Source organism: Niallia sp. FSL W8-0635, assembly GCF_038007965.1.
GTDB lineage: Bacteria > Bacillota > Bacilli > Bacillales > Cytobacillaceae > Niallia.
Genome location: NZ_JBBOYD010000001.1, coordinates 3,494,601 through 3,508,176 on the forward strand (window position 1 = coordinate 3,494,601; position 13,576 = coordinate 3,508,176).

At 35.0% G+C, this 13,576-nt stretch carries 13 protein-coding genes; 2 read left to right on the forward strand and 11 right to left on the reverse strand.

Annotated elements, in window-relative coordinates; translation table 11 throughout:
* Positions 1-390 precede the first annotated feature (390 nt).
* Entirely contained in the window at positions 391-1,392 is a 1,002-nt protein-coding gene (gene yutH / locus NYE52_RS16905; protein WP_341194121.1) for a spore coat putative kinase YutH, read from the reverse strand.
* Positions 1,393-1,583: 191 nt separating this feature from the next.
* Between yutH and NYE52_RS16910 the strand changes: the two genes are divergently transcribed.
* A complete protein-coding gene (locus NYE52_RS16910) occupies positions 1,584-2,075 on the forward strand; it encodes a phosphatidylglycerophosphatase A family protein (protein ID WP_341194122.1) in 492 nt (163 codons plus the stop codon).
* Between the two features lie 593 nt (positions 2,076-2,668).
* Here the strand turns inward: NYE52_RS16910 and NYE52_RS16915 are convergent.
* The 5 genes from NYE52_RS16915 to lipA all read right to left on the reverse strand — a co-directional run bounded on the left by NYE52_RS16915 (position 2,669) and on the right by lipA (position 7,084).
* Positions 2,669-3,445 (reverse strand): TIGR01457 family HAD-type hydrolase, encoded by a 777-nt coding sequence (locus NYE52_RS16915; RefSeq protein WP_341194123.1) that lies wholly within the window; start codon positions 3,443-3,445, stop codon positions 2,669-2,671.
* 37 nt (positions 3,446-3,482) lie between these two features.
* Entirely contained in the window at positions 3,483-3,920 is a 438-nt protein-coding gene (locus NYE52_RS16920; protein ID WP_341194124.1) for a DUF86 domain-containing protein, read from the reverse strand.
* A gap of 24 nt (positions 3,921-3,944) precedes the next feature.
* Positions 3,945-5,243, reverse strand: a complete 1,299-nt coding sequence (locus NYE52_RS16925) for an EAL domain-containing protein (protein ID WP_341194125.1) — start codon at positions 5,241-5,243, stop codon at positions 3,945-3,947.
* Positions 5,244-5,590: 347 nt separating this feature from the next.
* On the reverse strand, positions 5,591-5,863 hold the full coding sequence (locus NYE52_RS16930; RefSeq protein ID WP_016202418.1) for a YutD family protein: 273 nt from the start codon (positions 5,861-5,863) through the stop codon (positions 5,591-5,593).
* Between the two features lie 306 nt (positions 5,864-6,169).
* Positions 6,170-7,084 (reverse strand): lipoyl synthase, encoded by a 915-nt coding sequence (gene lipA / locus NYE52_RS16935; protein ID WP_341194126.1) that lies wholly within the window; start codon positions 7,082-7,084, stop codon positions 6,170-6,172.
* A gap of 262 nt (positions 7,085-7,346) precedes the next feature.
* Between lipA and NYE52_RS16940 the strand changes: the two genes are divergently transcribed.
* Entirely contained in the window at positions 7,347-8,327 is a 981-nt protein-coding gene (locus tag NYE52_RS16940) for a M23 family metallopeptidase (protein ID WP_341195213.1), read from the forward strand.
* A gap of 60 nt (positions 8,328-8,387) precedes the next feature.
* On the opposite strand, the gene NYE52_RS16945 is transcribed toward NYE52_RS16940, so the two are convergent.
* From NYE52_RS16945 to NYE52_RS16965, 5 genes are all read right to left on the reverse strand, one after another.
* A complete protein-coding gene (locus NYE52_RS16945; RefSeq protein ID WP_341194127.1) occupies positions 8,388-9,482 on the reverse strand; it encodes an HD-GYP domain-containing protein in 1,095 nt (364 codons plus the stop codon).
* Positions 9,483-9,651: 169 nt separating this feature from the next.
* The gene (locus NYE52_RS16950; protein WP_341194128.1) at positions 9,652-9,954 is read right to left on the reverse strand and encodes a YunC family protein; all 303 of its coding nucleotides are present in this window, start codon (positions 9,952-9,954) and stop codon (positions 9,652-9,654) included.
* Between the two features lie 109 nt (positions 9,955-10,063).
* Positions 10,064-11,422, reverse strand: a complete 1,359-nt coding sequence (locus NYE52_RS16955) for a bifunctional metallophosphatase/5'-nucleotidase (RefSeq protein WP_341194129.1) — start codon at positions 11,420-11,422, stop codon at positions 10,064-10,066.
* A gap of 89 nt (positions 11,423-11,511) precedes the next feature.
* The gene (locus NYE52_RS16960) at positions 11,512-12,357 is read right to left on the reverse strand and encodes a DUF72 domain-containing protein (protein WP_341194130.1); all 846 of its coding nucleotides are present in this window, start codon (positions 12,355-12,357) and stop codon (positions 11,512-11,514) included.
* 401 nt (positions 12,358-12,758) lie between these two features.
* Entirely contained in the window at positions 12,759-13,562 is an 804-nt protein-coding gene (locus NYE52_RS16965; protein WP_341194131.1) for a gluconate 5-dehydrogenase, read from the reverse strand.
* Between the last annotated feature and the right edge of the window lie 14 nt (positions 13,563-13,576).

Sequence of the window (13,576 nt, forward strand, 5' to 3'; positions counted from 1 at the left end):
CTGTTGAAAAAGGTCCAACCTTTAAAGAAAACAGCAAAACAAAGCTCGTTTACTCATTGAATCTATTATAAAGGAAGATCTTACAATTCTAAAAGGAAAATTATAAATTTTATGTATTTTTAGATTTTTCGAAAGATGAAATTTATAAAGCTATTTAATTTTTCATCCCATGTAGTAGACGAGACAGCTTTTGATTAATTTAGTCGCTCTCTGTTATTTTTATTTCACTTCGATAGGAATGAGCACTAAGAAGACTCATCTGCTCGCTTCACCCAAAACGGGCATCGAGTTACTATTTCACGATAGGATATTTACACTTTAAAAAGACCTTATTAAACCACTGAATCTTACCGCCGTTTTAATAAGGTCTATTTTATCCACATCGTTTATTTATAACCATGTAACAATCGGTATCTTCATCGTTTTAACGGGAACTTCCGTGTTTAGATAAAATTCCTTGAGAAATATTTCTAATTCTCTTGATTGATTAAGCATTTTTTTTAGCCGTTCTTCTAGAAACAGTCGATCAGCTTCATGTGTAGAAGAATAATAATTTTCCACACATTCCACATAATGAATGGGGAATAACAATCTTGCGTATATTAATCTCCAAGCAAAAGAGCTTAATGGCATAACACTTTGATATTCTTCATAGAATGTTTTTACTTCTCTATGATACGTTTTAATATTTCTAAAATAACGGTCTCTTGTCCATTCAGCAAGATCTCTACCACAATGATCAAAAACCCAATCAAACGGGTTCTTGATGTAATATTCTCCGTCCCATGTATCTTTAGTAAAGCGATTATAACAAATCGTTCCACTGTCCACAGCACTTGGATCGTCATCTAGCTCTGTGTCAACAAGATACTGGATTGCGTTCTCAGCGATCCCCATATAATATGGGAAGGATTCTAGAAATAGCTTATCGAATTCACTTTCTGGCTGTTTATATAACATACTGTTCCAGAATCCTTCCATTTGATCCATTCTTTGTTCCCACATGCTTTTCCATTGTCCCATTCTGCTAATTTTTTGCACGCCAAATTGAACCGTTCTGCCTCTAAAATGAAACTTTCCCAGCTTTCTACCTAGTTGTCGAGACCGAAAAGACCGCAACCGATCATTTATAAGCACACAATATTGCTGTTCCTCTATTTCTGTGTGTTTATCCCCCTCCTTTGACTCTAATAGCATACTTACCTGCCGATCGCCACTTTGGTATATATGTGTAGCAAGCTGGTCTCTTTCCATAAGCTCCTCTTCCTCTATCCTTCCAACGGGAACGAGTGTATATAGCTTTCCTCCACTAATACAGGCTTCATAATGACCTATTCTAGTTTCTTCTTCTACATCAATCCCATATTTTGCATATAAAATATTACGAATCATTTTTCCTCCTCCTCTTCCCTCTCTTTTAGGAGTATATGATGATATATGTTAAAACTTGTTAAGCGGATAAAATTAATGAATTTCCCTTTCCATGGAAACAATAGAAGTAGAGGAACATTTAATACGTATCGTGCATATAATAATAAACACTGTGACTACATAGTGAATAAACTAAAGAAAAGGTGAAGTTCATGTCATTAAAGGACCTAACAGAAAAAACAGCTAGAAAGTGGTTACATGAACGTGGAGTTAACATAGAGGATATTGCGGAGCTTGTCTATCTTTTACAAGAGAAATATCATAAAGATTTAAAAATGGAAGATTGTATCCATAATGTGGAACGAGTCTTATCAAAACGAGAGGTTCAAAACGCGATTATTACAGGGATCCAATTAGATATACTTGCAGAAAAGAAGCTACTAGAATCCCCCCTACAAGAAATTGTGGAAATGGATGAAGGGCTTTATGGCGTGGATGAAGTACTTGCATTTTCTATTGTTAATGTTTATGGTTCCATTGGATTTACGAATTACGGATATGTAGATAAATTAAAACCTGGAATTTTACAAAAGCTAAATGATAAGAGTTCTGGCGAATGTCATACTTTTTTAGATGACATTGTAGGAGCCATCGCAGCCGCAGCTTCAAGTAGACTAGCTCACCGTGCTAAAGGGGAAGAATAAGACACAACTAATAAAGGACGTTTCAAAATACAGTATACAACTTGTATACTTTTAGCGTAGCGTCTTCTTTTCTTATTATTTTGAGCTGTTTTCGTAAAGTTTATTGCAATTGAGAGGCAGTTTTCTGTATTACTTTTATTGACTTTAATAAGCTGGTCGATAAAAAGCTACTGATTGGGCTTAGTGATCAGCTTAATCATCAGCGCTGATAATAGACGGAAAAATTCCGCTTAATTAGCAATTAATATAAAAAAAGGCTGAAATAGACGGAGAGATTCCGTCTATTGGCTCAAAGTCTTCAGAAATGGGTGGTTTTGTTGTGTATAAGCGAAAAAAATACCCTTATTTTCTCTAAAACAAGCTCCATTCTGCATGTAACCGGAAAAACTCCGCTAATTTTACTTTTCGCGGTTCTTCGGTAAAGGAAAAGACATCCTCTTTAAAAGAGTACAATGAAACATATCACCAGTGAGTAGATTTTATATTCCTAATTAAAAAACTCGCCATTACAGCGAGTTTTCCTTTTTATCTACCAGTAATGATGCCAATTTAAAATAGCACCTCAAAACAGAACGATTTATTGGAAAACCGTCTTATTTTTTTATAACCCAATCACTTAAGCTATCCATCGTATAGGTTGGCTGTGTCGAGTATTCGCCTAATTGCTCTTTCGTCGTTACTCCTGTATGAACTAAGAGTGTATCCATATTTGCATTAATACCAGCCAGAATGTCCGTCTGATAGTTATCTCCTACCATCAAAACATCCTCTTTAGGCAGATTCAATAATTTAATTGCTTGAGACACAATGATAGCTTCCGGCTTTCCAATAACGACTGGCTGTTGCTGTGTACTTACTGAAATAACGGATGTAATAGCACCATTACCTGGCAATAAACCCCGTTCACTAGGCAAAGCTGTATCACCATTTGTAATAATAAAACTTGCCCCATTGCGTACGGCAAGACAAGCTACTGTCAGTTTTTCATAGGTAATCTGCTGGTCAAGCCCAGCAACCACATAATCGACATTATTAGAATCTGTAATTAGCTTTAAGCTTTTATCTTCTAATGCTTGTCGAAGCCCTTCCTCACCAATCATAAATACATTTGCCTCAGGTGATTTTTCAGCAATATAGTTTGCTGATGCCATAGCGGAAGTAAAAACCTCACTTGCTTTTGCTGGTATATCAAATTCTCGTAGCTTTTGCGCTACCTGTTCTGGTGTTTTCGTTGAATTGTTCGTGACATAAAGATAAGGAATTTTTGCAGCAATTAATCGCTTTACAAATGCTGCAGCCTCTTCAATCACTTCTGTTCCTCGATACATCGTACCATCTAAATCGATTAGATATCCTTTATAAGCTTTCATTTATAAAAATCCTTTCTCAGGTTACAACTTCACAACATTATTTTCTAAATGCAGATACAGGACCAAGTTCATGAGTCAAGTATTCTTTCACAGAAGGAATAAACGATTTTATCGAATGCATTTTTTCTGTAAATGCAGCAGCCAATTCTTGATGTTTAATATCCGTATAATGATGGACAAGCTGTTTTCTCCAAAGAATTAATTCCTTCATATCTTGCGCTATTTCTAAAGTAATTACTTTTTCATCTGTAAGTATATCTACAATATCATCGTAGCTCCCAGGATCTCTCATAATAAACCCATCAATCATGCTATTTCCTACATCTAAAATGACTTCAATCATCATATGTGTTATTCTTTCCAATGCCACTTTCTCGATAAAGGTATTCCAATTATCCTGATTTTCAAATTGACGGATAAGTTCTTGGTAATAGCATAATTGTTCGTCTATTTTTTCTCTATCCACAAAATACATAATGTCGATTTCTCCTTCCATGTCTTATGAAATTTGTAAATGATCACTTAAGCTAGTTGGTCTGGCATAGAAATATCCTTGGGCTAAATCAACTTTATTCTTAGATAAAACAGAGGCTTCCTCTGCACTTTCGATTCCTTCTGCAACCACAATCGAGCCCACTTCTTTTGCGATAAGAAGCAATCCTTTTAACATCGATTCCTTCACCGAATTTTTATCAATATTCTGGATGACAGACCGATCAATTTTAATGATATCTGGCATAATTTCGCTTATAGAATTAAGGCTTGCATAACCTGCTCCCGTATCATCAACCGCAATTAAAAATCCAAGCATTCTTAACACCTTAAGGTTATTGGTAAAGTGCTCTAAGCCTTCAAATGAATCTCTTTCTGTTATCTCAATCGTAATTTTCCGTGGTGAAATCCCTTTAAATCGACGAATTACATTTTGAATATCTTTAACAAATCTTGGGTTTCCTATCGTAACAGGTGTAAAGTTGATAAAGATATTGTGCCTCCATTTGGTCTGCTGAATTTGTTCAAATGCTTTTTCAAGAACAATCATTTCAAGATCATACAAAAACTTCGTTTGTCTTGCTAATGAGAATAGTTGAAGAGGATTTTCTAATGCCGATCCTTTTGGCCCTCTTGTCAGCATTTCGCAGGCATGGATTTTATTTGTCTCGACATCCATGATTGGTTGGGCCAATAGGTTGATGCTTTTATTGGCAACAATATCGCTTAATGTATGCACTAATTTATTAAATTCTGTATCAGACCTTTTATGTGCCATTGCAAGAGCTAACTCATAAGCTGTTTGAATGGCATCTTGAAGATAGGCATATTTTTTCTCGGTAAACATATACCCTGTATTAAAAACAGGTTGAACTCTTCCTGTTTCACGAAAGACATCTTCGACCTTATGTATAATGTTTCTTATTAAATTATCTAGAAGTGCTAAACACTCCGTTCCTTGCTGCCATTTAATAAACATGGTTAATCCATTCGGACTATAATCATGAATAGCAAGAATTTCATTTGAAACATCCAATGATTGTATTGTTGTACGAAATGTTTTTTTTAGAAAACGAATATAATCTAAATAAACCGCCACTTCTAATTGTTGCTTAATTCTATGTAAGTTTGTTATATCGATTACAACAACTGCCACTTCATATCCATGGTTCATCGCTTTTTCTACTTGATGAATAATGGGGTCTCGCAACACAAAAGATGGCGGAAAAAACTTTATGAATTTTGCCGGAAGTAATAATTTCCCCCAATTAAATAACCTTGAATATATATTTTCTTGATATTTCATAGCTCCATTCCTCTCAAAAGCTAACTTTTTCTGTCACAAATAAGCCTATCTCTATATGTGGACTTTCCCTTTAATTCTAGCGGTTATAACCTAATAATCTCATGCAATATGTCGCATGAGGAATTTATTGAAGTGTAGAATAGAAAATCTTAATTTCTTGCTTATTTGTATGAAAACGACGTTTAGATCCACCTTAAGTATTTTTAAGCAGCTTACACCTTGTACATTACATACATACAAGCTAATCATCTAAAGAAACAGTCTAATGCTATTTAAAGATCTATTTCCCGTTTTCTTTCAGAATGGAAGTTCCTTCTTTAAGAATAAAATGAGGAATTGCCTAATTACTATTTCGTTTTTTTCACTACAAAATAGGCACAGCCAAAATTACAATATTCATACAAGTACTCTGTTAATGTACTTATCTTCGTGTCAAAGCTTGATTTTTGATTATGATCATCAAAAAAGCCACGTAGTCTTAATTGTCCATAACCCCAATCTCCGACAATATAATCATATTTCGTTAATATATCGCTAAATCTATTTTTAAATGCTTCTTCATTAAAACCTGATTTTCTTTCTTCAATCAGTTCATAACAATGATTATTAATACAAACCAATCGTATCACCTCAAAACCTGTATGGATTTCATATAAATAGTCCCATTATAACATTACTCACTACCATTATAACCTTAGGAAAGACATTTACATAGCCAAAACAATAAAATCTTCCTATAAAATACAGAATTTTTATTTTTTACTGTTAGATATTTTTTCATGAATGGAATGATCTTTAGTATAAAAGTTCGATTAAATAAAAAATCTTAAATGATAAAGATTTATAAGGAAATGAATATAAAAGGGGGATTTCTTTCAAAAGATAAATAAAAAAATAAAGACCCCTATTTAAGGGATCTAATAATTTTAAGCTTCTTTTGCATGTTCTGCCAATTGTTGATTTTTTTTCGCTTCATTTACTTGCTCATCTGCATGATAAGAAGAACGAACTAATGGTCCCGCTTCACAATGACTAAAGCCTTTGCTCAATGCAATTTCTTTCAATTCTTTAAATTCATCTGGATGGTAATATTTTTGAACCTTTAGATGCTTTGCAGTTGGCTGTAAATATTGACCAATTGTCATAATATCCACTTTATTTTCTCTAAGATTATCCATCGTTGCAATAATTTCTTCTTTTGTTTCTCCTAAACCGATCATAATACTAGACTTTGTCGGTATATTAGGCTGCATTTCCTTTGCTCTGCGTAGAAATTCAAGGGAACGATGATATTTTGCTCTTGCACGTACTCTAGGGGTCAATCTTTCAACTGTTTCTATGTTATGGTTTAAGATATCAGGCTTAGCATCCATTAATAAACGTAGGTTTTCTTCTACGCCTCCCATATCAGAAGGTAATACTTCAATGCTGGTGAATGGATTTTTCCTGCGAATGGCACGAACTGTTTCTGCAAATACAGCTGCTCCACCATCTTTTAAATCGTCTCTTGCAACAGCCGTAATAACGACATGCTTTAAATTCATCGCATAAACAGAATCTGCAACTCTTTCTGGTTCTTGCCAATCTAGCTCAGTCGGTAAGCCTGTTTTTACTGCACAAAAACGACATGCTCTTGTACAAGTATCTCCTAAAATCATAAATGTAGCGGTTCTTCTAACAGCCCAACATTCATGAATATTTGGACATTTCGCTTCCTCACAAACCGTATGTAGTTGCTTTTCCTTCATCATTTTTTTCAAACCAGTATAGTTTTCATTCGTATTTAATTTAATTTTCAACCATTCTGGTTTGCGTAAATACTCTTGTTTTTTTTCAGACACCATATTCATCTCCTAGTAAAATAATTTTCATCATTTTTACCTAAAAACAGTATTGTATAACAGTCTCTAATCAGAAAACTTTGTATGTTATACACAATAAAAGGATTGCCCACACTTTCATTTGTCACTTTAACATAATGCAAATACCTCTACAAGTTATTGATTTTAAAGATTACCATTAATTGATAATTATTTTTTTCATTTTAATTCACAAAATATAATGACAGAACATGAAGGGAGGGACAATCTTTTGCGCAAGTTAATGTTTTTAATCATTATACTTATGTTTTTACTACCTACCACTGTCACATATGCTAATGAAAATACAGATGATCCTTACGCAAAAAGGATGGAACTTTATAACAAAGTCGAAGCATTGTATCAAATACCTTGGTATTATATAGCTGCCGTCGACCAATATGAGAGAAATATTCGCTACGCAAGAAAAGATCTCCCAAAAGCGAAAGGACTTACTGGGATTTATTTTACAAAAGAAAAATGGGCCGGCATTATCAATCCAGATTCAGAGGATGCCAATCCTTTAACCATTCCCTTATTTGGAGGACTTGGTGCAGATGGTAATGGCGATGGAAAAGCAGATCGATTTAATGACGAAGATATCCTCTCCGCCTTTTCCAATTATATAAGTCAATATGGAGTCGATGAAGATAACTTTAGGATTGGCCTATGGAATTACTATAAACGGGATAAAACAGTAAGTATCATTATGGGTAAAGCCGCCATATACAAGCACTTTGGCAGACTAAACCTTGATGATCATGCTTTTCCTCTACCTTTAAGAAGTAATCATAGCTATCGTAGCACTTGGGGGGATGCACGTGGCTGGGGAGGAAAACGAATCCATGAAGGAACAGACATTTTTGCAAACTATGGAGTACCTGTCAAAGCGACTTCCTATGGTATTGTAGAAATGAAAGGTTGGAATAATTATGGTGGATGGAGAATTGGAATCAGGGATATTAATAATAACTATCATTATTTTGCCCATTTAAGTGGTTTCTCTAAAGAAATAAAAACAGGTATGATTGTTGAGCCTGGTATGATTATTGGAGGAGTCGGCAGTTCAGGATATGGTCCACCAGGAACTTCTGGTAAATTTCCACCTCATCTTCATTATGGGATCTATAAAGATAATGGATATACAGAATGGTCATATGATCCATATGCACATTTACGATTATGGGAAAGACAAGAACTGATACGAGCACGAAATAAAAAATAAGGCATTATGCTGCCTAGGCGATAAGATGACATTGTACATTCTTATCGCCTAAAATCGTAATTATAAAGGAGTTTGAATGGTATCACATTCTGTTATGACAATAGAAAGATTTTCTTTTAAATCTAAATCATACGGAGAGATTTCTTTTCCCTCTCTTTCTATTATTCGTATGATTGGCCGTTCATTCATTCCCTTATTTTGGTTGCAAACAATTCCTTTTTCTCCATTGCTTAACTTTACACTTAAACCATTCGGGTAAAGAACAACGGATCGTCTAAAAGCTTCGACAATTTTCGCATCATATAGCCGGCTTGACCCCGTATATAATATTTCTAACGCCTCATGGGGCAATAATGCATCGTGATAAACACGATTAGAAGTAATCGCATCGAAAACATCGGCTACAGCTATGATTTTTCCGAATAAGTGTATTTCCTCTTCCTTCAACCCTCTAGGATAACCAGAACCATTTAAGCGTTCATGATGCTGGTAAGCACAATGGGAAACTAATAGAGGTAAAGACTGAACTTTTCTTAGTATCTCAAATCCTGCTTCTGCATGATTTTTAATTATTTCATATTCTTCTGCCGTTAATTTTCCAGGTTTCATTAATATGTCCAAAGGAATACTCATTTTGCCAATATCATGCAAAATAGCACCTAAACCTAGAATTTCCATCTGCTTAGGAGGGAGTTTTAATTCTAGACCTAATGCTAACGTATAAATGGTAACATTTAAACTGTGGGAAAAAATATAATTATCATATAGATAAACATCCGACATAATAGAAGTAAGATCGTCATGGCTCTTCAGTTCTGATAATACTTTATCTACTAGCTTCTTAAAAACTGGGGTACTTTTCTCCATCACCATTGAAATATTTGCGGAATCTGTCTTTTTGATAGCATCAAAACTTTTCTCAATGGTTTGCATCGCTTCCATTTTCACCTGCTCTGAAATCGTAGGATTCACTTTGATATCCTTTGTATTCTTATCTTCTAAGTATACGTAACTGACGCCAAAATCAAGTAACCTTTGTATAACCCTTTGCTCTAACTGTACCCCACTATTCACTAACACTTTTCCACGATCATTTAATATGGGCTTAGCTAAGGTAGCACCTTCTTTTATATTCTTCGTCCCAACTAATCTCATGCTTTATTGACTCCTAATAATTTATATATATATTATTATATCGTACTTCCTCTCCTGTTTCTTAAGACCTATATTAAAAAAAGTTAATAAAAACCTTAATAAAAAGAAGGTTTAACGTAAATAAGGAAATCCCCTATTCGTTAAACCTTCTTAACCTTCCGTTTAAAAATCAGATCATTTTCAACAATGCTTCTTTCCCAATCATACCTTTTTGGATTCCATAAGCTTCAGCTTCAATTGTAACGGATTCTAAAGGTGCCTCCAGTAATTGCTCAATCGTTCTAACTCCAACAGCTCTGCCAGCAATTATTTTTCGGTCTTTCAGCTTATCATTTAACAATCCTACATCTAGCGCTCCACACATGATATAACCTTTATCATTTTTTACAGCAAGCAAAGTAGTTTTAGGCAATAGCACTGAGACCGCAATAAAAGTATGTCCATCGATATCAACAGGGTATACATCAATCATAATACTTCATGCTCACTCCTCTCTTTACCTTCATGGTAATTATATTCAGAGGAGGAGGAAACTGTGTTAATTTCTTGTGTATTACTGTACAAAATAAGAAAAAACGAACTTACGCTTTAATCCTATTTTGCAAAGTGTCTGCAAGAATATTCCGCATAAATTCAGGCAGAAAATACTCTTTCTTTGTTGCACGGTAAATAGATGGGAAAAAATTACCGAACGTAAGCATATCAGGTACTGTTACCACATAATTCTGATCTGGTTGTATTTCTTTCGAGTGGATATAATATTTATCTCTTTCTCCACTTTTCTCTAATAGGATGCCTGCTGAAATCATTTTCCCCATTAAAGTTCCTCGGAACCCAAGACCCTTAACCTGCAGTTTCTCCCACTTCTCGGCTTTCATATCTTGTAAGATTTCCTTTAATTCAGCACCTGTCAGCGTAACATTGCACGGATTAATCGGATGTGGACAAATTGATAATAGGTCAAAGAAAGTGACATCCCCTTCTTGTAATCCATTTAGTATTAATCCTTCATTAAGAATGGCACAATCAGAATGACACCAAGAAACTAATTTTTCACAAAGCAATTGTGCTAAAACCTCTCGAGAATAGTATTCATCAATGGTAACTGCTTTTTCTGATAAGGCCTCTTTACCTTGCAAGTAATAATTTTCTATCGTTGCTTCTTCCTCATTCGCAATCGGCAATTTACTTGTTTCATATAATATCGCTTTTTTATCCATCACGTTCTTTAAATTATCAACCTTTAATTCAATATGTCCAACATAATAGCCATACTTTCCAGCAGCACCTTGAAGATTATTATTGATTATTTTTCCTTGATGAAAAATATGATGCGTATGTGCCCCTAATATAACATCTATTTCTGGATAGTTAGTTGCAATCATCTCATCATCATTTATTCCTAAATGGGATAGAAGGATAATAATATCAACATTTCCTTTCAATTCTTCTATTTGCCGAGATAATTCTTGAATCGGCTCTGTCAATTTCCAGCCTAAAAGCTCATATAACTGTGCAAAATAGGCGGTGATGCCGATTACACCAATTTTTGTTCCTTTTGCTGTTTCATATATTTGATGAGGAATAGCCCAAGTAGGACGTTCTCCATTTTTCTTATAAAGATTAGCAACAATCACATCGAATGAGGCATCATCATACAGATGGTCCAGTGCTTCATATGGAAGGGTTATTCCTTCATTGTTCCCTATAGTTACTGCATCATAGTGTTCTTTATTTAACAGCTTTGTGTTAATTCTACCTTTAGTCGCTTCTGTATAAGGATGAGACAGATCCAAATGGTCGCCTATATCAAATAAATAAACAGCTTCGCCAGCCTCGTTATGCCATTTTTTCCTTTCACGCAGCAATTCATAAATTCTTGGCCAATTTTCAAAATGGCTATGTAAATCATTGGTATGATATATGTGGATGACTTCCATCTTCTCGCCTTCCTTGTGTTTGTATTTTCTCTATTTTAAAGGTAATTATTTACCAAGGATATTATCCTTCTTCTTTTTTCTTAACTATTTTAAAATAAATCTAATTGTCTTGGAGCTAAATCCGTATATTCTATATTTAGTAATTCTATTAGCTCTTTCCCATTGTCGGCAGCATCTCCACCAGAATTATTATTAAAAAGGACATAAATATTTTTACATTCCTTTTCAAGCTGGCGGATATTTTCGACCCACTCTTTTAGTTCAACTGTATTGTAGCGGTATAAATAGCGAACTTCTCGCCAATTTGGATTGTTATTTTGTTGCCAACCATAATAATTTCTTCCATGAAGACGAATCAGCACCTTTTTTTCGTCCACAGCATCAAGCACAGTAGGAACAGATCCTGGCGTCACTTGTGGTTCATCACAAATGCTATGAATCCAATTTTCTTCTCGCATAAACTGTAGCGTGCTTTCCCGATACTTTGGCTCAAACCATGATTGATGGCGAAACTCCAGGGCACAGGGAATATCTCCCATCCTTTTTCTGCATACTCTTAAATAGTCAACATTTGCCTTTGTACAATCAAACCAAGGCGGAAATTGAAATAAGACCATTGCCAGCTTCCCTGCTTTAATATATGGAACCAACGAGTCAATAAATGCAAAAAACATTTCTTCATGGGAGGAAAATGGAATTTCGCCTCGGCTATGACCTGTCATGCCTTGATATGCCTTTACTATGAATTGAAACGAGTCTGGAGTTTTTCTTACCCAAGTTTCCGCATTTCGCACTGGTTGTACGGCATAAAAAGAAGCATCCACTTCCACAGTTGGAAAATAACCGGCATACTCCACTAATTTATTTTGTGATGAAGTATTTTTTCCATAAAGACTAGTATGGTCTCCCCAGCCAGTTAAACCAATATGAATCAATTAAATCACCTCTATAATATAGTCTTACTCGATATAGCATTCACATCGATTAGACAATAAGTGCATCTTTCAAAAAATGAATCAATAACTCTAACATGTTTTATTTCTCTACACTAGATATCATATCATAATCACCATAAATAACTAAGTTAAAAGAAATGGAGGAAAAACTCTGTTTCACTTCATACGCATAATGAACATCTAACCATTAATCATCATTTATAAATAATCATTTTTGCATGGTAGCATCTTTTTGAATATCAATCCGAATACATGTCTTGATTAGAGGAATTCTGTTATATGTGAAAAAATCCTGGCGAATACCTTTCACCAGGATTTTGTAATGGCCTATTTCAATGCTTCAATTCTAAACTTATAATCTCCATTTATTCTTTTTGTCCTTAAGGCTGTTTACCGATATACGCCAATATTCCCCCATCCACATAGAGAATATGACCATTAACAAAGTTTGACGCTTCCGATGCTAAAAACACCGCTGAACCAGCTAGATCCTCAGGGTTCCCCCAGCGAGCTGCAGGTGTTTTACCGATAATAAACTGATCAAATGGATGCCGCGACCCATCGGCTTGCTTTTCCCGTAATGGCGCTGTTTGTGGTGTCGCAATATAACCTGGTCCAATTCCATTACATTGAATATTGTATTCTCCATATTCAGAAGCAATATTCTTTGTGAGCATTTTAAGACCGCCTTTAGCAGCAGCATAAGCACTAACCGTTTCACGACCTAGCTCGCTCATCATGGAGCAAATGTTAATAATTTTACCGCCACCATTTTGAATCATATCTGGAATAACTGCTTTTGAAACGATAAACGGTCCATTCAAATCTACATCAACAACTTGACGGAACTCTTCAGCAGACATTTCAATCATTGGAATACGTTTGATAATTCCAGCATTGTTCACTAGAATATCAATCGGACCAACCTCTTCTTTTATCTGTGCAATCGCTGCTTGTACGGCGCCTTCATCCGTTACATCAAAAACATAGCCTTTTGCTTCCATTCCAGCTTCTTCATAAGCTTCAAGCGCTTTTTCAACGGATTCTTGATTTAAGGAGTTAAATACGATTTTCGCTCCTGCTTTTGCTAATGCGCTTGCAATTTCAAAGCCAATTCCATAAATCGCTCCCGTCACTAATGCTACTTTTCCATCAATGCGGAATTTATCCATACTGAATGTCATCGTTTTCTCCCTCC